The organism is Escherichia sp. E4736, from assembly GCF_005781225.1.
Lineage (GTDB): Bacteria > Pseudomonadota > Gammaproteobacteria > Enterobacterales > Enterobacteriaceae > Escherichia.
In genome coordinates, this window is record NZ_VATT01000015.1 from 108,433 (window position 1) to 130,522 (window position 22,090).

Sequence of the window (22,090 nt, forward strand, 5' to 3'; positions counted from 1 at the left end):
AACATTTTGATAATCATGATGAATTCCCAGGAATATATATTATGAGGTATACAGTTGCCTTAACAGGCGGCATTGGCAGTGGCAAGAGTACCGTTGCAAATGCATTTGCTGACCTCGGAATTAATGTCATTGATGCCGATATTATTGCGCGTCAGGTGGTTGAACCGGGTACACCTGCACTGCGTGCCATTGCTGAACACTTTGGCGCGGATATGATTGCTGCTGATGGAACATTGCAACGTCGCGCCTTGCGCGAGCGGATCTTTGCCTATCCGGAAGAGAAAAACTGGCTTAATGCCCTGCTGCATCCTCTGATTCAGCAGGAGACGCAACGCCAGATCCAGCAAGCAACTTCACCTTATGTGTTATGGGTTGTGCCATTGCTGGTAGAAAACTCACTGTATAAAAAAGCGAATCGAGTGCTGGTGGTGGATGTCAGCCCAGAAACGCAGCTTAAGCGCACCATGCAGCGCGATGATGTTACTCGCGAGCATGTCGAACAAATTCTTGCTGCCCAGGCTACGCGCGAAGCCCGTCTTGCGGTGGCAGATGACGTCATTGATAATAACGGCACACCGGATGCTATTGCATCAGATGTTGCCCGCCTGCACGCACACTATTTGCAGCTCGCGTCGCAGTTTGTCTCACAGGAAAAAACTTAATGCAGACCCAGGTCCTTTTTGAACATCCACTAAATGAAAAAATGCGTACATGGCTGCGCATTGAGTTTTTAATTCAACAACTCACCGTAAATTTGCCTATTGCTGACTACGCTGGTGCTCTGCATTTCTTCCGTAATGTTAGTGAATTGCTGGATGTGTTCGAGCGTGGAGAAGTTCGTACCGAACTACTGAAAGAGCTAGAACGTCAACAGCGTAAACTCCAGACCTGGATTGGTGTGCCTGGCGTGGACCAGACCCGTATTGAAGCATTAATTCAGCAGTTGAAGGCCGCAGGTAGCGTGCTGATTTCCGCGCCGCGTATCGGGCAATTTCTGCGTGAAGACAGGATGATTGCCCTGGTGCGCCAGCGTCTGAGCATTCCCGGCGGTTGTTGCAGCTTTGATTTACCTACGTTGCATATCTGGTTGCATTTACCCCAGTCGCAGCGCGACAGTCAGGTAGAAACCTGGATTGCCAGCCTGAGCCCGCTGACACAGGCACTTACAATGGTGTTGGATTTGATTCGTCAGTCGGCACCGTTCCGCAAACTGACCAGTCTGAACGGTTTTTATCAGGATAACGGCGAAGACGCCGATTTGTTACGCCTGAATCTGGCACTCGATTCACAGCTTTACCCGCAAATATCCGGTCATAAGAGCCGTTTTGCCATTCGCTTTATGCCGCTGGACAGTGAAAATGGACAAGTACCGGAACGTCTGGATTTCGAACTGGCTTGTTGCTAAGGAGTAAAAATGTCAGAAACTATTACGGTGAATTGCCCCACCTGCGGGAAAACGGTGGTGTGGGGTGAAGTCAGCCCATTTCGGCCATTTTGTTCCAAACGCTGCCAGTTGATCGACCTCGGAGAATGGGCTGCTGAAGAAAAACGAATCCCCAGCAGTGGCGATCTTTCTGAGAGCGATGACTGGAGCGAAGAGCCAAAGCAGTGACATTTGTCCGATGCCGCACGTAGGCCTGATAAGACGCGCCAGCGTCGCATCAGGCATCTTGTGCAAATGTCGGATGCGGCGCAAACGCCTTATCCGACCTACAAAACCTGATTTATCAACGAGTTAATAAACCTCATAGGCCTGATAAGACGCGCCAGCGTCGCATCAGGCATCGTGTGTAAATGTCGGATGCGGCGCAAACGCCTTATCCGACCTACAAAATCTGATTTATCAACGAGTTAATAAACCACGTAGGCCTGATAAGACGCGCCAGCGTCGCATCAGGCATCGTGTGTAAATGTCGGATGCGGCGCAAACGCCTTATCCGACCTACAAAATCTGATTTATCAACGAGTTAATAAACCATGTAGGCCTGATAAGACGCGCCAGCGTCGCATCAGGCATCTTGTGTAAATGTCGGATGCGGCGTAAACGCCTTATCCGACCTCCAGACACTTAAGCTTCGCAATTACCGGTTCATTGGCTGGCGGAAAATCTTCTGCATCGAGGCTGGCCAGCGCCATCCACTCACCGGGCTGTCCCTCTTTCCCCCACGGTTCTCCTTCCCAGCTTTCGACCAACCAGAACCACAGTGTGATATGCCTGTCAGAGAACTGATATTCCAGCTTTTCAAACAGCGAAAAACGTTGCGGGGTAACCCCGACTTCTTCCTGAAGCTCCCGTACCATCGCTTGTTCTGCCGTTTCTCCCGTTTCTATTTTACCGCCCGGAAACTCCAGCTTATTTGCCATGTGCGCATCTGCGGCGCGACGGGTTATAAAGATTTCGTTGTTTTCGTTGCGAATAATACCTACCGCGATTTGCAGTTTTTTCATTGTCTTAAGCCTATAAAAAAGGCGCAGAATCCTGCGCCTTTTATTTCAACACTTAGCTTTTATTGCAGGCGACCATGGCACTGCTTGTATTTTTTACCAGAACCGCATGGGCAAGGATCGTTACGTCCAACTTTACGATCGCCGGTTTGCGCTGCCAGCGCAGCCGCAGCTGCAGAGTCGTCATCCTGATGGCTAAGCTGCTGCATTTGCGCTAAACGCTCAGCTTCCATACGACGCTGCTGCTCCAGCTCTTCAACTTCTTCCGGCATGCGTACTTGTACTTTGCTTAACGTGCTGATGACTTCATATTTCAACGATTCCAGCATCGCCGCAAACATGGAGAACGATTCACGTTTGTATTCCTGCTTCGGATCTTTCTGTGCATAGCCACGCAGGTGGATACCCTGACGCAGATAGTCCATCGCCGCCAGGTGCTCTTTCCACAGGGAGTCCAGCGTTTGCAGCATCACCCCTTTCTCGAAGTGACGCATCATCTCAGCGCCAACCACTTCTTCTTTACGGTGATACACTTCGATGGACTGCTCCAGGATACGCTCACGCAGCGTCTCTTCATGCAGTTCTGGCTCTTTGTCCAGCCACTCGGCAATCGGCAAATCAAGGTCGAAGTCGTTTTTCAGACGTTCTTGCAAACCTGGAATGTCCCACATTTCTTCCAGTGACTGTGGCGGAATGTAGGCATCGATGGTTGCTTTGAACACATCTTCACGAATGCTGTTGATGGTTTCGCTCACATCGCTGACATCCAGCAGTTCGTTACGCTGAGAGTATATGGCACGACGCTGATCGTTAGCTACGTCATCGTATTCCAGCAGCTGTTTACGAATGTCGAAGTTACGGCTTTCAACTTTACGCTGAGCATTGGCAATTGCTTTAGTTACCCACGGATGCTCAATGGCTTCGCCGGGTTTCATACCCAGTTTACGCATCATGCCTGATACGCGGTCAGAGGCAAAAATACGCATCAGCGCATCTTCCATCGACAGGTAGAAACGGGAAGAACCGGCATCACCCTGACGACCAGAACGGCCACGCAGCTGGTTATCGATACGACGAGATTCGTGACGCTCGGTACCGATGATATGCAGGCCACCTGCTTCCAGTACCGCGTCGTGACGCACCTGCCAGTCGGCTTTAATTTTTTCAATTTGCTCAGCGGTCGGGTTTTCCAGCGCGGCAACTTCTGCCTGCCAGCTACCACCAAGCACGATGTCAGTACCACGACCCGCCATGTTGGTCGCGATGGTCACTGCAGCCGGATAGCCCGCCTGAGCAACGATTGCCGCTTCGTTGGCGTGGAATTTAGCGTTCAGAACGTTGTGTTTGATACCGGCTTTGGTCAGCTCGTTTGATACCAGTTCCGATTTCTCGATTGAAATAGTACCCACCAGCACTGGCTGGCCTTTCGCAGTACGTTCTTTGATATCTTCAATGATCGCCTGAATTTTTTCCGCTTCGGTCATGTAGACCAGATCCGGCAGATCTTTACGAATCATCGGGCGGTTGGTCGGAACGACTACAGTATCCAGTTTGTAGATGGAACTGAATTCGAAGGCTTCGGTATCAGCCGTACCGGTCATCCCCGCCAGTTTTTCATATAGACGGAAGTAGTTCTGGAAGGTGATCGAAGCCAGTGTCTGGTTTTCGTTCTGAATCTGTACACCCTCTTTTGCTTCCACAGCCTGGTGCAGACCATCAGACCAGCGACGACCCTGCATGGTACGACCGGTATGTTCGTCAACGATGATAACTTCACCATCTTTAACGATGTAATCGACATCGCGAGTAAACAGCGCGTGAGCACGCAGCGCCGCCGTTACGTGGTGCATCAGCATAATATTGGCCGGAGAGTACAGCGACTCACCTTCATCCATAATGCCTTCTTTCACCAGCAGCTCTTCAATAAGCACCAGACCACGTTCGGTCAGGTTCACCTGGCGAGATTTTTCATCCACCGAGAAGTGGCCTTCGCCCTGGAAGGTTTCGGAGTCTTCTTTTTCCTGACGGATCAGGTACGGAATGATTTTGTTTACACGCTTATACATTTCCGAACTGTCTTCCGCCGGGCCGGAAATGATCAGCGGTGTACGCGCTTCATCGATCAGGATGGAGTCCACTTCGTCCACCAGCGCATAGTGCAGTTTACGCTGTACACGTTCTTCAGGGCTGAACGCCATGTTGTCGCGCAGGTAGTCAAAGCCGTATTCGTTGTTCGTACCGTAAGTAATGTCAGCCGCGTAAGCTTCACGCTTTGCCGGTGCTGGCATGCCCGGCAGGTTGATGCCGACGGTCAAGCCGAGGAATTCAAACAGCGGACGGTTGTTTTCGGCGTCACGTTGCGCCAGGTAATCGTTGACGGTAACAACGTGCACGCCTTTACCGGTTAATGCGTTCAGGTAAGCAGGCAGCGTTGCGGTCAGGGTTTTACCTTCACCTGTACGCATTTCCGCGATGCAACGTTCATTAAGAACCATACCGCCGAGCAGCTGTACGTCGAAGTGGCGCATGCCAAAAACACGCTTACTGGCTTCACGCACGACAGCGAAGGCTTCCGGAATCAAGTTTTCCAGCACTTCGCCTTTTTCCAGACGCGCGCGGAACTCTGCCGTTTTTCCTTTCAGTTCTTCGTCGGAGAGTTTTTCAATCTCCGGTTCCATGGCATTGATAATGTTGACGACTTTGCGCATCCGGCGCAGGGTACGATCGTTACGACTACCGAAAACTTTAGTTAATAATTTGATTAGCATAATAAAATCTCAAACACCCCGCATTGCGGAGTAAATAAAATGAAGTAAAGGTTTCTCGTTGTTAGCTGAGGCGTTGAGGGCCAGCACGGATGCCCTGCGCCTGGCTTATCCAGACGGGCGTGCTGAAGTTTGCTTGAGGGGTAAAATGCGCATAATCAATGCGATAACCATTTTCAGACCGCGTGCCTTCCTGGGTCAGCAGCGCGCTGAGCGTATCCAGTAAAGCAAGATGTTGCGCCTGAAGCGGTAAAGATTCCTCGGCAACGGGCAGCGTTTGCGGCGCCATTGCAAAGGAGAGATGGCGGATTACCGTGCGAATAGCATGTTGATGCCAGTAATCAACGGAATAGTTCGTGTTCGGGCGGCGTGTGTTTGCTTCCAGCAAGGCCAACTGACTAAAGTTAACTTTGGCGGAAGGCTCGTGATTGCGCGTTGTCGCTTTTGCGGGCGCGTTTGGCTCGGCGGCGTTGCTGAGCGCAGGCAAACCTAAACTCGCCGCGACCATCCCTAATAAGAGATGCGGCCAGAAGTAGCGTCTACCTAACTGTCGCCAGCGCGTCAGTATTCCACTCACGTTATTGCCATCCCGATCGTATTCAACGTTTTTAGCGCACAAATCTTATCATTAAAGCCAGAAGTCCACAGCAGTATTCAAGATAAGTAACACGTAAAAGTGCTTAAGAAAACAGCGTTCGCACCGATTTCTTACGACGCTGTAAAAACTCAAAAAAAAACGACTGGGTCACCTGGCCGGAGAGAGTGCCAGATTTGCCAGTCGAATTTTATACGACAGTATAGATGTCGTTATGCCAGTACGGCTGAAGGCGCTTTGAAGGCCAACGGCAGTTCTGCGTCGTCCTGGAAGGTCACATATTCCCAGGCTTCCTGTTTCGCCAGTACAGCCTGCAACAGTTTGTTATTCAGTGCATGACCGGATTTATAAGCGGTAAATGCGCCGATAATGTTGTGACCACACATGAACAAATCACCGATCGCGTCGAGCATTTTGTGACGCACAAACTCGTCTTCAAAACGCAGGCCGTCTTCGTTCAGTACGCGATAATCGTCAACAACGATGGCACAATCGAAGCTGCCGCCCAGGCACAGGCCACGGGACTGCAGATATTCGATATCACGCATGAAACCAAACGTACGCGCACGGCTGATCTGGCGCATAAACGCATCAGCAGAGAAGTTCATCGCATAGCGTTGATTGCTGGAATCGATTGCCGGATGGTTGAAATCGATGGTGAAGTCCAGCGAAAAACCATTGTACGGCTTAAATTCAGCCCACTTATCGCCATCTTCGACGCGAACAGTCTCTTTGATGCGAACAAATTTCTTGGCGCAGTTCAGCTCGTCGATACCAGCATCAAGCAGCAGGTAAACAAACGGAGCGGCACTGCCGTCCATGATTGGGATTTCCGGCGCGTTAACTTCGATAACAATGTTATCGATGCCTAAGCCCGCGAGCGCTGCGTTCAGGTGCTCAACAGTTGAAATCCGTACATCATGCTCGTTGACCAGACACGTACAGAGCATGGTATCACGCACAGATTTGGCATCGGCCGGGAAATCTACCGGTGGATTCAAGTCGGTGCGACGATAGATGACCCCGGTGTTGGCCGGCGCAGGGCGTAAGGTCAGGGTGACTTTCTTGCCGGTATGTAAACCGACACCCGTCGCCTGAACGATACGTTTAAGTGTCCTTTGTTTGATCATCGTATTATCTCGCCAAATTATCTATCCAACCGAAGTGTACTATACATTCGGCAGGCCAGTTTAGCACAAAGAGCCTCGCAACCCAAATTCCAGCTAATTCTTAGTCAGCTTGCTTACGCAGGAATGCCGGGATATCCAGATAATCCGGCTCTTTCACGGTTTGTGGCGTATTGTCGTTCACCACTTTGGCCACGGGCTTCTGCTCTTGCGTCAGCGGCGCCATACCATGCTGCTGGTAGCGATCCATCACTGGCTGTTGAACTTGCTTATTGGTCACGAGGGTGATTTCAGGACGTTTATCCATACCGATACCTGTAGCAACCACGGTTACACGCAGTTCATCGTTCATATCCGGGTCAAGAGAAGTACCGATAACCACAGTCGCGTTGTCCGAAGCAAATGCACGGATGGTGTTACCTACGGTTTCGAACTCATCCAGACGCAGGTCGAAGCCCGCAGTGATGTTAACCAGCACGCCGCGCGCGCCAGACAGGTCGATATCTTCCAGCAGCGGAGAAGAGATAGCCATTTCAGCCGCTTCTTCCGCACGGTCTTCACCGCTCGCCACGCCAGAACCCATCATTGCGTAGCCCATTTCAGACATCACAGTACGTACGTCTGCAAAGTCCACGTTCATCAGACCCGGACGAGTAATCAGTTCGGCGATACCCTGAACAGCGCCTTTCAGCACATCGTTAGCTGCGCCAAACGCGTCCAGCAGGGAGATACCGCGGCCAAGAACTTTCAGCAGTTTGTCGTTCGGGATTGTGATCAGTGAGTCTACATGTTTGGATAATTCAGTGATCCCCTGCTCCGCAAATGCCATACGCTTCTTGCCTTCAAAGTTGAAAGGCTTGGTCACAACAGCAACGGTCAGAATACCTAAATCTTTAGCCACTTCAGCAACAACCGGCGCAGCACCTGTACCGGTACCACCGCCCATGCCCGCTGCAATAAAGACCATGTCTGCACCTTCCAGCGCCGCACGCAGTGCATCACGATCCTCATCAGCCGCATTACGGCCAACTTCTGGATTAGCGCCAGCTCCCAGTCCTTTGGTGATACCACTACCGATCTGAATCGTCTGCCCAACCGCTGTTTTACGCAGCGCCTGTGCATCGGTATTTACCGCGAAAAATTCAACACCTTCAATGCGCTCACGCACCATGTGTTCAACAGCATTACCGCCGCCGCCGCCGACGCCGATGACTTTAATCACCGCGTCGTTGGTAAGTTCCATTGGTTCAAACATAGTTTCTCTCCGATATGTGCCTGTCGCCTGAGGCCGTAATCACCGCCGGCCTCATAAAAATTAAAATTCTTTTCGCAGCCAACTATTGAGTCGCTTGATCCACGAGCCAACAGATGCTGTAACACGTTTTTCAACTTCCGCTTCACCGTTAAGATGTGACTCTTTCCCGTAATGAAGCAATCCCACTGCCGTTGAATAATACGGCTCCTGAGCGTAATCCGTTAAACCGGTGATATTCAGCGGCGCGCCGATACGCACCTGCGTATGAAACACGCGTTGAGCGCAGGCGGCAAGACCTTCGATCTGCGCCGCGCCACCGGTTAATACAATACCCGCAGCCAGGTGATGCTTTACGCCTTGTTGGCGAAGCTTTTCCTGCAGCTGCAATATCTCTTCGTTGACCAGGTTGAGCAGCTCGGTATAGCGCGGCTCAATCACCTCCGCCAGCGTCTGACGTTGCAGACTACGCGGCGGACGACCACCTACACTCGGCACTTCCACGCTCTCGTCTTTACCGACGATGGAACCCAGCGCGCAGCCATGACGAACTTTAATCGCTTCGGCGTCGCTTGGCGGTGTGCCAAAGGCATAAGCGATATCACTGGTCACGACATTGCCAGCATAAGGAATTACCTTGGTGTGACGCAATGCCCCGCCAGTATAAACGGCGATATCCATTGTACCACCACCGATATCGACGACGCAGACGCCCAGTTCTCGTTCGTCTTCCGTCAATACCGAATAACTTGATGCCAGTCCGGCAAATATCAGTTGGTCAACTTTCAGGCCACAACGTTCAACGGCTTTCACAATGTTTTTTGCCATATCGTTGTGACATGTGATCAGGTGCACTTTTGCCTGCATACGCACGCCAGAAAGTCCTACCGGATTTTTGATCCCTTCCTGATAGTCAATCGCATACTCTTGCGGGATCACATGCAGCACACGATGTTCATCACGCACGCGCACCGATTTCGCGGTATGGACGACATTTTCTACATCTTCTTGTGTCACTTCTTCTTCAGAAATAGGCACCATACCAATTTCATTCTGGCAGCTGATGTGCTTACCAGAAAGCGCCAGATATACCGAAGAGATCTGACAATCTGCCATCAATTCTGCCTGGTCAATGGCGCGCTGTACGCACTTGACCACGGATTCGAGGTCGTTCACCCCGCCTTTATCCATACCACGTGACGGGCAGCTGCCCACACCAATGATATTGACCATACCGTCGGGCAGAACTTCCCCTACTAAAGCGGCAACCTTCGCGGTACCAATCTCCAGTCCTACTACCAGTTTTCTGTCCGTCGCCTTGATCATTGTTGTTCTGCCTGTGCCTGATTTTGTTGCTGAGTAGATTCCTCTGGCGGCAAGGGCGCCCAGCCGACTGCCGCACCAGAGTCATAACGCAAATCAACGTAGCTAATCCGTTTGCCATCGGTTTGCGCCTGCTGCTGTAAAACCGGATAAAGTTCTACAAAGCGAGCCAAACGTTTCATCGTATCGCCCCGGCCAAGATTGAGCTTAATATCGTTATTCAGCGTCAACTGCCAGGAGCGCCGCGCGGTCATCGCCGCTTCCTTCAGAGTAAATCTGTCCTTTGCCAGCATCTGCCCCATTTCGCGATAGCCCTGCAACACTTCATTTGCGCTGCCTTCCGGACCATACAACATTGGGAGCACCTGCTTGCTGGTGCGATCTGGCGGAACGCTGAAGGTGTTTCCTTCAGCGTCAACCATATGCTGATCATTCCAACGCGCAATCGGCACATATTCAACCAGATGAATCTTCAATTCATCAGGCCACTGCTTTCTGACGCTCACCTGCTTAATCCACGGCAGGCGTTGTTCAATTTGCGTCTGGATGATATTTACATCCTGGGTCATAAAGGTACCTGGCTCACCCAATGCCAGGATCGACTGCCGGATATCGTCATTACGCGTGTAATGGCGTTCACCGGTCAACACCAGCTTTGAGAGCGGCAGGCGTTGCGCATCTTCCATCCAGCCCAACACGACCCAGCCGCTCACCAACACTGTCGTTAAAACGGTCAGCAGGAAAAGGATCCCCGCCAGACGCGTTCCATTATTGCGGTGAGAAGAAATCTCTTCTTCACTGTTTCGCGTGTTCAGAGCAGCCTGCGACATATTAGTCCGCCAGTTCCAGAATTCGTACTACCAACTGCGAGAAGCTCATACCCGCCTGACGTGCCGCCATCGGCACCAGACTGTGACTGGTCATACCCGGTGAGGTATTAGCTTCCAGCAGATAAAACTGTCCATCGCTGTCCAGCATGACGTCTATACGTCCCCATCCTTTGCATCCTAAAGTCGTCCATGCTTTCAGCACTAATGCCTGCAAATTTGCCTCTTGAGCCACTTCTAAACCTGCCGGGCAGAAATACTGTGTCTCATCAGAGAGATACTTCGCCTCATAATCATAGAAGGTTCCAGCGGGTTGAATACGTATTGACGGTAAAATTTCTTCACCGAGTATCGCAACCGTGAACTCCGGCCCACTTAGCCATTTTTCAATCAATACTTCTTCATCGTGCTGAAATGCCAATCTTAATGCATCTTGCAGAGCATTTTCTGCTACTACTTTTGACATTCCCACACTGGAACCTTCGCGGCTCGGCTTGACGATAAGCGGCAAACCTAAGGCAGAAATTTCTGCTAACTGCTTATCACTAATGCCTTTTTCAAACTCTGCGCGGGTTAATGCTACCCACGGCGCTACCGGTAAACCAGCCCCCTGCCAAAGCAGTTTGCTGCGTAGTTTATCCATTGAAAGCGCAGATGCCATCACTCCACTGCCGGTATAAGGCAAGCCCATCAGCTCGAGCATACCCTGCAGCGTGCCATCTTCACCACCGCGACCGTGCAGAGCGATAAACACTTTCTGAAAGCCCATCGACTTCAGTTGCGTTACGTCGATTTCTTTCGGGTCGACAGGATACGCGTCAATACCGCCTTCACGCAGCCCAGCTAACACTGCCGCGCCAGAATTCAGAGAAACTTCCCGCTCTGCGGAGGTCCCGCCCAACAGGACCGCGATTTTATCAGTCATGTCGCTCTTCCTCTGTAGTTTGCGGCTTCAGTTTGATTTCAGCTAAAGATCGGGCAATTTTTCCGATATTTCCTGCCCCCTGAACGAGGATCAGGTCGTTACCAGTTAATACTGGTGCTAACATCTCGGCCACCTGCGCCGGGTCCGGCACCAGAATCGGATCAATTTTCCCACGGCCACGGATTGTACGACACAACGAACGACTGTCCGCTCCCGGAATAGGCGCTTCGCCTGCCGGATACACTTCCAGCATCAGCAGGGTATCCACCTGAGTCAGCACATTGGCAAAATCATCATACAGGTCGCGCGTGCGGGTGAAACGGTGCGGCTGAAACAGCATCACCAGGTTTTTATCCGGCCAACCTGCTCGCGCCGCTTTAATAGTGGCGTCCACCTCGGTCGGGTGGTGACCATAGTCATCAACCAGCATTGCCGTACCGCTTTTACCATTCACAGGTTCCAATGGAAATTCACCAAGGAAATCAAAGCGGCGTCCGGTTCCCTGGAAACTCTCCAGCGCACGCAAAATAGCCTCGTCTTCAATCCCCTCTTCCGTGGCGACCGCAACGGCAGCGGCAGCATTCAGGGCATTGTGACGACCTGGCGCATTCAGTGTAACGCGCATTGGCTCTTTGTCCTGACGCAGCAGCGTAAAGTGTCCCTGCGGGCCAATCTGCTGATAATCTTCCACACGCACGTCAGCATCTTCGCTGAAGCCGTAAGTGGTGGTTTGACGGCCTACACGCGGTAACAATTCGCGAATTACCGGATCGTCAACACACATCACCGCACGACCGTAAAACGGCAGGTTGTGCAGAAAATTAATAAAAGTCTGTTTTAAATTCTCAAAGTCGCCCTGGTAGGTATCCATATGGTCGGCTTCGATATTAGTGACAATCGCTACCATCGGTTGCAGATGCAGGAACGACGCATCGCTTTCATCAGCTTCAGCAATCAGGTAACGACCGTGGCCTAAACGTGCATGAACACCCGCCGCTTTTACCAGCCCACCGTTCACGAAGGTCGGGTCGAGGCCCGCTTCTGCGTAGATGCTGGAAACCATCGCGGTGGTTGTGGTTTTGCCATGCGTCCCGGCAATGGCGATGCCATGACGAAAACGCATTAACTCAGCCAGCATTTCAGCACGACGAATAACCGGAATACGTGCCTCATGAGCGGCAACAATTTCCGGGTTATCGGCGGAAATCGCGCTGGAAACTACGACCACACTGGCATCACGCACGTTTTCCGGGCGATGGTTGAAGTAAATCGTCGCTCCCAAGTTCGTTAGCTGTTGCGTGACTGGGTTTGGCGCTAAATCGGAACCACTGATCTGATACCCTTCATTGGCCAGAACTTCGGCAATACCGCCCATACCGGCACCACCGATGCCGACAAAGTGTATGTGCCGAACGCGACGCATTTCAGGCACGATGGAACGCAGTTTTGCCAATTGTTGTGTATTCATTCTTTACGCCATTAACTTCTCAAATTCATACGATGCAAAAGGCATCGCTACGATTACGCCCGGGCAGCCCGGCTCACTTCATTTGCCACTCGCTCGGTGGCATCCGGAATGGATGCAGCTCGGGCGCGTTCTGCCATGGTTAATAAGGTTTCTCGCGGCCACCCGGCCAGGGTGTTGGCGATGGCATCCACAGTAAGCTGCGGCTGCTCGATAATTTTGGCTGCGCCCGCTTTTTCCAGCGGCAGCGCATTCCAGTACTGTTGGCGGTCTTTATGTTGAAACGGCACAAACAACGCAGGTAGCCCTGCCGCAGCGATTTCACTCACCGTCAACGCGCCAGAACGGCAAACGACGACATCCGCCCACGCATAGGCCGCCGCCATATCATCAATAAATTCCGTCACTTTATGCTGCGGTTGCCCCGCTTCGGCATAAGCCTGTTCAACGGTTTGTTGCGAACCTTTGCCGCTCTGATGCCAGATAGTGACTGAATCACCCAGCTTTGCTGCAACCTGCGGCATTGTCTGGTTAAGGATGCGCGCTCCCTGGGAACCACCCACAACCAGAACACGAACCGGACCTTCACGACCAGCCATACGCTGCTGTGGCAACGGCAGCGCCAGCACATCAGTACGCACCGGGTTACCAACAACTTCGGCATCAGGGAAAGCCCCCGGAAACGCCTGCATCACTTTGGTAGCAATTTTCGCCAGCCATTTATTGGTCAAGCCAGCAATGCCGTTTTGTTCGTGAAGTACGACCGGAATGCCTAACGACCATGCTGCCAGACCACCAGGCCCGGAAACATAGCCGCCCATACCGAGCACCACATCGGGCTTGTAAGCTTTCATAATCGCCCGCGCCTGACGCCAGGCGTTAAAGATCCGCAGCGGAGCCGCGAGCAACGCTTTAATACCCTTGCCGCGCAGACCAGAAATACGAATAAAGTCGATCTCGATACCGTGCTTCGGCACTAAGTCCGCTTCCATACGATCGGCAGTACCCAGCCAGCGAACTTGCCACCCCTGGGCCATTAAATGGTGCGCAACAGCCAGTCCCGGGAACACGTGCCCGCCAGTACCGCCTGCCATCACCATTAATCGCTTCCCTTTACCACTCATCGAGAACCTCGTACAAACGCCTGCGCTTTCTCCAGACGTGTTTCATAATCAATACGTAACAGCATCATGATGGCTGTCGACATAATCAGTAAGCTCGAACCACCGTAACTGATCAGCGGCAATGTCAGACCTTTAGTTGGCAACATCCCCGCTGCCGCGCCTACGTTAACCAGCGCCTGGAAGCTAAACCAGATACCAATTGAACAGGCGAGAAAACCGGAAAAACGGTGGTCAATTTCTAACGCTTTACGGCCAATCGACATCGCGCGAAAAGCGACGAAGAATACCATTAAAAGCGCCAGCACCACACCGATATACCCCAGTTCTTCGCCGATAATGGCGAAAATGAAGTCAGTGTGAGCTTCTGGCAGATACTCCAGTTTTTGTACCGAATTGCCTAAACCTTGCCCCCACAATTCGCCACGACCAAAGGCCATCAGGGATTGCGTTAACTGATAGCCGCTTCCGAAGGGATCTTCCCACGGGTTCCAGAACGCAGTAACACGGCGGATACGGTACGGTTCGGCGAGGATCAGCAGCACGACAGCTGAAATCCCCATGCCGATAATGGCAATGAACTGCCACAATTTTGCCCCCGCCAGGAACAGCATCGCCAGTGTGGTGACGAACAATACGACTACTGTACCAAGGTCTGGCTGTGCCAGCAGTAACACTGCCAGCACCAGAATCACGCCCATCGGTTTCAGGAAGCCGCGCAGGTTGTTACGTACTTCGTCGCCTTTGCGCACCAGATAGTTGGCGATGTAACAAAACAGCGACAGCTTGGTCAACTCCGCAGGCTGAATACGCAGCAGGCCGAGATCGATCCAACGTGATGCCCCTTTAACTGAGCTACCTACCACCAGCACGATCATCAGCAGGATGATTGATCCAAGCAGCATCGTGGCGCTGTAACGTTGCCAGAACTCCATCGGCAGACGCAGCGTAATGATCGCCAGAATGAATGCCAGGATCAGATAGACGCCATCACGCTTCGCGAAGAAAAACGGATCGTTGGTTAAGCGCTGCCCAATGGGCATTGACGCCGAAGTCACCATGATAAAGCCGATCGCCGCGAGGCCGAAGGTCAGCCACAGCAAGGTGCGATCGTACATGATCAGGCTGTCGGTATCTTTTTCCCGCGAGCCCATCACCCAGCCTTTAAGCGCCGTGGAGATCCAGACCAGGATACTGAGTCCTGGCAGGCGCGGCATTTTCAGGCGAGGGAGAGATAAACGCATCAACCTAACTCCTTCGCCAGACGGGCGAACTCATTGCCCCGTTGTTCAAAGTTCTTGAACTGATCGAGGCTGGCACAGGCTGGTGACAACAGCACCATATCCCCTGGCTGCACGCGTGGCGCCAGCAAGAGCATCGCCTGCTCCATGGTTTCGGTTTGCTCTGCCACTTCCGGGCGCAGCGCCGCTAACTGGGCGCCATCACGACCAAAACAGTACAAACGCACGTTGTCGCCATTCAGATAGCGCGCCAGTGGACTGAAATCCGCCGATTTGCCATCACCGCCCAGCAATAAATGCAGCGTACCGTCTACCTGCAAGCCGTTCAGCGCCGCCTCTGTACTCCCGACGTTGGTGGCTTTCGAATCGTTAATCCAGCGCACGCCGTTATGCTCCAGCACCACTTCAAAACGATGCGGCAGACCAGTGAACGTGGTTAACGCTTTCAGGCTGCTGGCGCGCGGTAACCCTGCGGCATCAGCCAGCGCCAGCGCTGCCAGCGCATTGGTATAGTTGTGTTGCCCGGAAAGTTTCATCTCTTTCACGTTCAACACTTTCTCGCCTTTCACCCGCAGCCAGGTTTCGCCCTGCTGATGATTCAGGTGATAGTCACCCATGTTGACGCCAAAGCTGACGCAGCGTTCATCCGCACCGCGAACCGGCATCGTTAAGGCATCATCGGCATTGACGACACAAACTTTCGCATTTTCGTAAATGCGCAGTTTTGCCGCACGATATTGCTGCAATCCAAACGGATAGCGATCCATATGATCTTCAGTCACGTTCAGAATGGTCGCCGCCACCGCCTGTAAGCTGGAGGTGGTTTCCAGCTGGAAGCTCGATAGTTCCAGCACGTACAGTTCGCACTCGGCATCCAGCAACATCAACGCAGGCAGGCCAATGTTACCCCCCACGCCGACGTTAACACCTGCCGCTTTCGCCATTTCGCCCACTAAGGTGGTGACAGTGCTTTTGCCGTTAGAACCGGTGATCGCCACAATCGGTGCCTGCGCTTCGCGGCAGAACAGTTCGATATCGCCAACAATTTCAATTCCGGCATCGGCAGCGGCGCTTAAAGATGGATGCGCCAGCGCAATACCGGGGCTGGCGACGATCAGATCGGCTGCCATCAGCCACGCGTCATTAAGACCGCCAGTGTGACGTTCCACCGCTTCGGGTAATTTATCCAGGCCAGGCGGTGTCATACGTGTATCCATAACGCGCGGCGTCACGCCGCGAGCAAGGAAAAAGTCCACGCAGGAAAGCCCGGTGAGGCCCAGGCCGATAATAACGACATTTTTACCCTGGTAATCAGCCATGATTAACGTACCTTCAGCGTTGCCAGGCCAATCAGGACCAGCATCAGCGAAATAATCCAGAAGCGCACAATGACGCGCGGTTCCGGCCAACCTTTCAGTTCATAGTGGTGATGAATCGGCGCCATGCGGAAAATACGTTGCCCGCGCAGTTTAAAGGAGCCGACCTGCAAAATAACCGACAGGGTTTCAACCACAAACACACCGCCCATAATCACCAGCAGGAATTCCTGACGCAGCAGCACAGCGATAATGCCCAGCGCGCCGCCTAATGCCAGCGAACCGACATCGCCCATAAAGACCTGCGCCGGATAGGTGTTAAACCACAAGAAGCCCAGCCCTGCCCCGACTATCGCGGTGCAGACAATAACCAGTTCCCCGGCGTGCCGCAGATACGGTATATGCAAGTAGCTGGCAAAGTTCATATTGCCGGTTGCCCACGCCACCAGCGCAAAACCACCGGCGACAAATACGGTCGGCATAATCGCCAGCCCGTCGAGGCCATCGGTCAGGTTTACCGCATTACCGGTACCAACAATGACGAAGTAAGCCAGCAGGATGTAGAACAGCCCCAGCTGCGGCATCACATCTTTAAAGAACGGCACCACCAGCTGCGTTGCTGGCGTGTCTTTCCCCGCAAGATACAGCGCAAAGGCGACGCCCAGCGCGATCACCGACATCCAGAAATACTTCCAGCGCGCAATCAGGCCCTTGGTGTCTTTACGCACCACTTTGCGATAGTCGTCGACAAAACCAATGATGCCGTAACCCACCAGCACCACAAGTACGCACCAGACATATGGGTTAGCGGGATAAGCCCACAGCAGTACGGAGATCACAATCGCTGTCAGGATCATAATCCCGCCCATGGTCGGCGTACCGCGCTTACTAAAGTGCGATTCCGGGCCATCGTTACGAACGACCTGACCAAAGGAGAGTTTTTGCAAATGGGCAATCATACGCGGGCCCATCCACAATGAGATAAACAGCGCGGTCAGCAGGCTGACGATGGCGCGAAACGTCAGATAGGAAAAGACGTTAAAGCCGGAATAATATTTGACCAAATGTTCGGCCAGCCAAACTAGCATGTCCCATTCTCCTGTAAAGCGCGTACCACCTCTTCCATGGCGGCACTACGTGAACCCTTAACTAAAATCGTAATCACCTGTTGCTCTGCAATCAGTGATTTAAGACGCGCAATTAACGCGGATTTATCAGCAAAATGTTCGCCAACGCCGCTGGCGGTGCTGATAACATGGCTTTGTTTACCCACGCTTAACACGCGGTCAATACCAGCCGCCTTCGCCGCTTCGCCCACCTGTACATGGCAGGCTTCGCTTTCAGCGCCCAGTTCCGCCATATCGCCCACCACCAGCACGCGGTAGCCAGGCATTTCAGCCAGTACCTGGACTGCTGCGGTCATTGAACCGACATTGGCGTTGTAGGAGTCGTCGAGCAGCAACTGGTTTTCCGCCAGTTGAATGGGGAACAGACGCCCGGGAACGGCTTTCAGATTCGCCAGCCCCGCTTTGATAGCATCAAGCGTTGCGCCCACGGACATGGAGAGCGCGGCGGCTGCCAGCGCATTCGCAATATTGTGACGCCCCGGCAACGGCAGCAGAACATCGACGCTACCCGTTGGGGTTTGTAGCGTAAATGCCGTACCGTGCGAAGTCACATGGATATTGGTGGAGGTGAAATCGCTATTGGCGGCATTCGGTGAGAAACGCCACACTTTGCGTGAGCCAATTACGCTCTGCCAGTTCAGCCAGTCGTTGTTGTCGGCATTCATAATGGCGATACCGTTTTCCGGCAGGCCGGTAAAGATTTCGCCTTTCGCTTTCGCGACACCAGCAAGCGAGCCGAAACCTTCCAGATGCGCCGCCGCCAGGTTGTTGACCAGCGCCGCTTCCGGGCGAGTCAGACTCACAGTCCAGGCAATTTCGCCCTGATGGTTCGCGCCAAGTTCAATAACTGCGTAATCGTATTCCGGCGTTAAGCGCAGCAGCGTCATTGGCACGCCGATGTCGTTGTTGAGATTGCCCGCGGTATAAAGCGTATTGCCGCACTGGCTTAAAATCGCCGCAGTCATCTCTTTAACGGAGGTTTTACCGGAGGAACCGGTCAGAGCAACCACGCGCGCCGGAACTTGCTGGCGAACCCATGCAGCCAGTTCACCAAATGCCAGACGCGTGTCTTTAACGATTAACTGCGGCAGGTCGATATCCAGTGGACGGCTGACCAGGAGCGCGCCTGCGCCCCCAGCTTTCGCCTGGTCGGCAAAATCGTGGGCATCGAAACGTTCGCCTTTCAGGGCAACAAACAGACAGCCTGGCGTCAGTTTCCGCGTGTCAGTCGTTACGGCATCCAGGGTGATATCTGCCCCTTTTAGTTCACCGTTGAGAATATCGGTAAGTTGGCTAAGGGTTACGCTAATCATGCGATCACCCCCAGCAAACGCGCCACCGTGACGCGATCGGAGTAGTCCAGGCGCTGATTGCCAACAATCTGGTAATCTTCATGGCCTTTGCCCGCGACCAGCACCACATCGTTCTCTTTAGCCTGCATAACGGCGCAAGTCACCGCTTCGGCACGACCTTCCATCACTTTGGCATGTCCGGCATCTAACATTCCCGCCAGAATATCGTTGATGATGGCGCGCGGTTCTTCGGTACGCGGGTTATCGTCAGTTACTACCGCCACGTCGGCAAACTCTTCAGCAATCGCCCCCATCAGTGGACGCTTGCCTTTATCACGATCGCCGCCACAGCCGAAGACGCACCACAGCTTGCCTGCACAGTGAAGTCGTGCAGCCTGCAAGGCTTTTTCCAGTGCATCCGGGGTGTGAGCGTAATCCACAACCACCGTCGGTTTGCCCGGTGCAGTAAACACTTCCATACGTCCGCAAACCGGCTGCAGACGCGCGGCGGTTTTAAGCAGGTCAGCCAGCGGATACCCCAGTGCCAACAGCGTCGCCAGCGCGAGCAGCAAGTTGCTGACGTTAAAAGCGCCCATCAGGCGACTTTCAATTTCCCCATCGCCCCAGCTTGAGCTAAAGCGAATGGTTGCGCCGCTGTCGTGATAGTTCACGTCGGTCGCTTTCAACCAGCGGCCATGACAGTTCAGATTGATATGGTCTTCCATCGACACCGCAACTGCATCCGGCAGTTTTGCCAGCCAGCGACGACCTACTTCGTCATCGGCGTTGACTATCGCCTGACCGCAATGATGTTCAGAATAAAGCAGCCATTTTGCGGCTTCGTAATGTTCCATATCACCATGATAATCAAGGTGATCGCGGCTTAAGTTGGTAAAGACCGACGCCGCAAATTTCAATGCCGCCACACGGTGCTGTACCAGCCCGTGGGAGGAAACTTCCATTGCGCAAAAAGTCGCGCCCTGATCCACCAGCCCCGCCAGTTCATGCTGAACGTCGACTGCCGAACCGGTCGTGTTTTCCGTCGGAATAACTTTACCCAGCAGGCCGTTACCTACGGTCCCCATCACCGCGCTGGTTTCACCAAGCAACTGACTCCACTGCGCCAGAAGCTGGGTAGTGGTGGTTTTGCCGTTGGTGCCCGTTACGCCCACGAGACGTAAATTGTCAGAGGGTTCATGGTAAAAGCGGCCCGCCAGCGCTGATAAACGCTCATTGAGCTGGCTGAGATAGATGACCGGTACGCCGTGCATTTCACGGATTTCACCATCGGTCGCCTCATCTTTTGCCTCTGCAATAATGGCAGCCACACCTTGCGCTATCGCCTGCGGGATATATCGACGCCCGTCCGCCTGATGACCTACTACAGCTACAAAAAGATCGCCCGACGCAGCCACACGGCTGTCGAGTGTCATCTCTCGCAGTGCTCGCGAAGGTGCGTTTGGCACCCACGGAGCAAGAAGGTCGCGCAAATTACGATCTGCCACCTGTCCCCTCGCCTTGATTAATCACAAATTCGTTTTTATCACCCGTTGTCAGCGCATCCGGTTCGATGTTCATGGTGCGCAATACGCCGCCCATGATGGCACCAAAGACCGGCGCGGAAACGGCGCCGCCGTAGTATTTACCCGCCTGCGGATCGTTGATAACAACTACCAGCGCGAAGCGCGGCTGACTCGCAGGCGCAACGCCTGCGGTATAAGCAATATATTTATTGATGTAGCGACCATCCGGCCCGACCTTTTTCGCGGTACCGGTTTTAATGGCGATACGATAGCCTTTAATCGCCGCCTTCACGCCACCCCCGCCCGGTAGCGCCACGCTTTCCATCATATGCACCACGGTGCGAACAATGGATTCCGGGAAGACACGTTCACCAGGAACCGGGGGGTCAACCTTGGTAATCGACAGCGGGCGATAGATGCCATAGCTGCCGATGGTTGCGTAGACTCGCGCTAACTGTAACGGTGTTACCATTAGCCCGTAGCCGAAAGAGAAGGTGGCCCTCTCTATGTCAGACCACCGTTGTTTTTGAGGATATAAGCCACTGCGTTCTCCGACCAACCCCAAATTGGTCGCTTTTCCCAACCCAAAACGTGAGTAAGTATCTACTAACGCTGAGGACGGCATCGCTAACGCCAGCTTGGAAACACCGACGTTACTCGACTTCTGTAATACCCCGGTCAGGGTTAATTCGCTATAGCGCGCCACGTCTTTAATTTCGTGGCCGTTAATTCGATAAGGCACGGTATTAAGCACCGAGTTTTCCCGCACCACACCACGTTGCAACGCGGTCATCACCACCATCGGTTTGACAGTAGAGCCCGGTTCAAACACGTCGGTAATGGTACGGTTACGCATCGCCTCTTTTGGCGTGCCACTCAGATTGTTGGGGTTGTAAGACGGGCTGTTGGCCATCGCCAGCACTTCGCCGGTGTTGACATCCACCAGCACGGCGCTGCCGGATTCAGCCTTGTTAAAGGCCACGGCGTTGTTCAGTTCGCGATAAACCAGCGCCTGCAGGCGTTCATCAATACTCAACGCCAGGTTGTGCGCCGCCTGGCTGTCGGTAGAAGAAATATCTTCGATTACACGTCCATAGCGGTCTTTACGCACAATACGTTCGCCCGGTTGCCCGGTAAGCCATTTATCAAAACTTTTCTCGACGCCCTCAATCCCCTGGCTATCGACGTTGGTAAAGCCAATGAGGTGAGCGGTCACTTCGCCAGACGGGTAGTAACGGCGAGATTCTTCGCGCAGATGAATCCCTGGCAGCTTCAGTTTTTTGATGTATTCAGCCATGTCAGGGTTAACCTGACGCGCCAGATAGATAAAGCGCCCTTTCGGGTTGGCATTAATGCGGGCGGAAAGTTGATCCAGCGGAATATTGAGCGCGTTAGCCAGCGCCTTCCAACGGTCGCCGACGCTGATGCCACCAGCTTCATGCACTTCTTTCGGGTCGGCCCAGATCGCTTTTACTGGCACACTCACTGCTAACGGGCGACCAGAACGGTCGGTAATCATGCCGCGGGAGGTGGAGACTTGCTGAACGCGAAGAGAGCGCATGTCGCCCTCTTTCACCAGCATATCCGGGGAGATTACCTGCAACCAGGCAACGCGCCCCAGCAGGAAAGCCAGTGCCAATAAAATACAGCCGCATAACAACGCAAAACGCCAACTGATAAAGTTGGCATGTTCTTCCTGACGTTTTGGTTTCTGCGTTTTCGCCGCTGCTTTCATGCGTCGCGTTT

At 53.1% G+C, this 22,090-nt stretch carries 19 protein-coding genes; 3 read left to right on the forward strand and 16 right to left on the reverse strand.

Going from position 1 to position 22,090, the window contains the following annotated elements; all coding sequences use genetic code 11:
- Positions 1 to 41 precede the first annotated feature (41 nt).
- The 3 genes from coaE to yacG are packed head-to-tail and all read left to right on the forward strand — an operon-like array spanning position 42 to position 1,612.
- Entirely contained in the window at positions 42 to 662 is a 621-nt protein-coding gene (coaE, locus tag FEK46_RS11750) for a dephospho-CoA kinase (protein ID WP_130221628.1), read from the forward strand.
- On the forward strand, positions 662 to 1,405 hold the full coding sequence (gene zapD / locus FEK46_RS11755; RefSeq protein ID WP_130217398.1) for a cell division protein ZapD: 744 nt from the start codon (positions 662 to 664) through the stop codon (positions 1,403 to 1,405). Before coaE ends, zapD begins: the two co-directional genes overlap by 1 nt.
- 9 nt (positions 1,406 to 1,414) lie before the next feature.
- The gene (yacG, locus tag FEK46_RS11760; RefSeq protein ID WP_000005046.1) at positions 1,415 to 1,612 is read left to right on the forward strand and encodes a DNA gyrase inhibitor YacG; all 198 of its coding nucleotides are present in this window, start codon (positions 1,415 to 1,417) and stop codon (positions 1,610 to 1,612) included.
- 437 nt (positions 1,613 to 2,049) lie between these two features.
- On the opposite strand, the gene mutT is transcribed toward yacG, so the two are convergent.
- The 16 genes from mutT to ftsI all read right to left on the reverse strand — a co-directional run bounded on the left by mutT (position 2,050) and on the right by ftsI (position 22,079).
- Positions 2,050 to 2,448, reverse strand: coding sequence for an 8-oxo-dGTP diphosphatase MutT (gene mutT / locus FEK46_RS11765; RefSeq protein ID WP_130204930.1), 399 nt, complete (start codon positions 2,446 to 2,448; stop codon positions 2,050 to 2,052).
- A gap of 59 nt (positions 2,449 to 2,507) precedes the next feature.
- Positions 2,508 to 5,213 (reverse strand): preprotein translocase subunit SecA, encoded by a 2,706-nt coding sequence (gene secA, locus FEK46_RS11770; protein WP_130204928.1) that lies wholly within the window; start codon positions 5,211 to 5,213, stop codon positions 2,508 to 2,510.
- 61 nt (positions 5,214 to 5,274) lie between these two features.
- Complete coding sequence (gene secM / locus FEK46_RS11775; protein ID WP_135560080.1) at positions 5,275 to 5,787, reverse strand: secA translation cis-regulator SecM; 513 nt, start codon at positions 5,785 to 5,787, stop codon at positions 5,275 to 5,277.
- 230 nt (positions 5,788 to 6,017) lie between these two features.
- Positions 6,018 to 6,935, reverse strand: a complete 918-nt coding sequence (gene lpxC / locus FEK46_RS11780; RefSeq protein WP_000595482.1) for a UDP-3-O-acyl-N-acetylglucosamine deacetylase — start codon at positions 6,933 to 6,935, stop codon at positions 6,018 to 6,020.
- Between the two features lie 100 nt (positions 6,936 to 7,035).
- Positions 7,036 to 8,187: a cell division protein FtsZ gene (ftsZ, locus tag FEK46_RS11785; protein WP_064525175.1), complete on the reverse strand. Its 1,152-nt coding sequence runs from the start codon at positions 8,185 to 8,187 to the stop codon at positions 7,036 to 7,038.
- Positions 8,188 to 8,247: 60 nt separating this feature from the next.
- A complete protein-coding gene (gene ftsA, locus FEK46_RS11790; RefSeq protein WP_000588474.1) occupies positions 8,248 to 9,510 on the reverse strand; it encodes a cell division protein FtsA in 1,263 nt (420 codons plus the stop codon).
- The gene (gene ftsQ, locus FEK46_RS11795) at positions 9,507 to 10,337 is read right to left on the reverse strand and encodes a cell division protein FtsQ (RefSeq protein ID WP_000075731.1); all 831 of its coding nucleotides are present in this window, start codon (positions 10,335 to 10,337) and stop codon (positions 9,507 to 9,509) included. The genes ftsA and ftsQ overlap by 4 nt, the downstream gene beginning before the upstream one ends.
- Position 10,338: 1 nt before the next feature.
- A complete protein-coding gene (gene ddlB / locus FEK46_RS11800; RefSeq protein ID WP_130204924.1) occupies positions 10,339 to 11,259 on the reverse strand; it encodes a D-alanine--D-alanine ligase in 921 nt (306 codons plus the stop codon).
- Positions 11,252 to 12,727, reverse strand: coding sequence for a UDP-N-acetylmuramate--L-alanine ligase (gene murC, locus FEK46_RS11805; RefSeq protein ID WP_130204922.1), 1,476 nt, complete (start codon positions 12,725 to 12,727; stop codon positions 11,252 to 11,254). The genes ddlB and murC overlap by 8 nt, the downstream gene beginning before the upstream one ends.
- Positions 12,728 to 12,780: 53 nt before the next feature.
- Positions 12,781 to 13,848 carry an undecaprenyldiphospho-muramoylpentapeptide beta-N-acetylglucosaminyltransferase gene (gene murG / locus FEK46_RS11810; protein ID WP_130259634.1) on the reverse strand — a complete coding sequence of 356 codons (1,068 nt, stop codon included), beginning with the start codon at positions 13,846 to 13,848 and terminating at the stop codon, positions 12,781 to 12,783.
- Positions 13,845 to 15,089: a cell division protein FtsW gene (gene ftsW / locus FEK46_RS11815; RefSeq protein ID WP_130204918.1), complete on the reverse strand. Its 1,245-nt coding sequence runs from the start codon at positions 15,087 to 15,089 to the stop codon at positions 13,845 to 13,847. Before ftsW ends, murG begins: the two co-directional genes overlap by 4 nt.
- On the reverse strand, positions 15,089 to 16,405 hold the full coding sequence (gene murD / locus FEK46_RS11820; RefSeq protein ID WP_131161247.1) for a UDP-N-acetylmuramoyl-L-alanine--D-glutamate ligase: 1,317 nt from the start codon (positions 16,403 to 16,405) through the stop codon (positions 15,089 to 15,091). Before murD ends, ftsW begins: the two co-directional genes overlap by 1 nt.
- Positions 16,406 to 16,407: 2 nt before the next feature.
- The gene (gene mraY / locus FEK46_RS11825; protein ID WP_094337176.1) at positions 16,408 to 17,490 is read right to left on the reverse strand and encodes a phospho-N-acetylmuramoyl-pentapeptide-transferase; all 1,083 of its coding nucleotides are present in this window, start codon (positions 17,488 to 17,490) and stop codon (positions 16,408 to 16,410) included.
- The gene (murF, locus tag FEK46_RS11830) at positions 17,484 to 18,842 is read right to left on the reverse strand and encodes a UDP-N-acetylmuramoyl-tripeptide--D-alanyl-D-alanine ligase (protein ID WP_138194685.1); all 1,359 of its coding nucleotides are present in this window, start codon (positions 18,840 to 18,842) and stop codon (positions 17,484 to 17,486) included. The genes mraY and murF overlap by 7 nt, the downstream gene beginning before the upstream one ends.
- On the reverse strand, positions 18,839 to 20,326 hold the full coding sequence (gene murE, locus FEK46_RS11835; protein WP_130204912.1) for a UDP-N-acetylmuramoyl-L-alanyl-D-glutamate--2,6-diaminopimelate ligase: 1,488 nt from the start codon (positions 20,324 to 20,326) through the stop codon (positions 18,839 to 18,841). The genes murF and murE overlap by 4 nt, the downstream gene beginning before the upstream one ends.
- Complete coding sequence (gene ftsI, locus FEK46_RS11840; protein ID WP_000642222.1) at positions 20,313 to 22,079, reverse strand: peptidoglycan glycosyltransferase FtsI; 1,767 nt, start codon at positions 22,077 to 22,079, stop codon at positions 20,313 to 20,315. The genes murE and ftsI overlap by 14 nt, the downstream gene beginning before the upstream one ends.
- Positions 22,080 to 22,090: the final 11 nt, after the last annotated feature.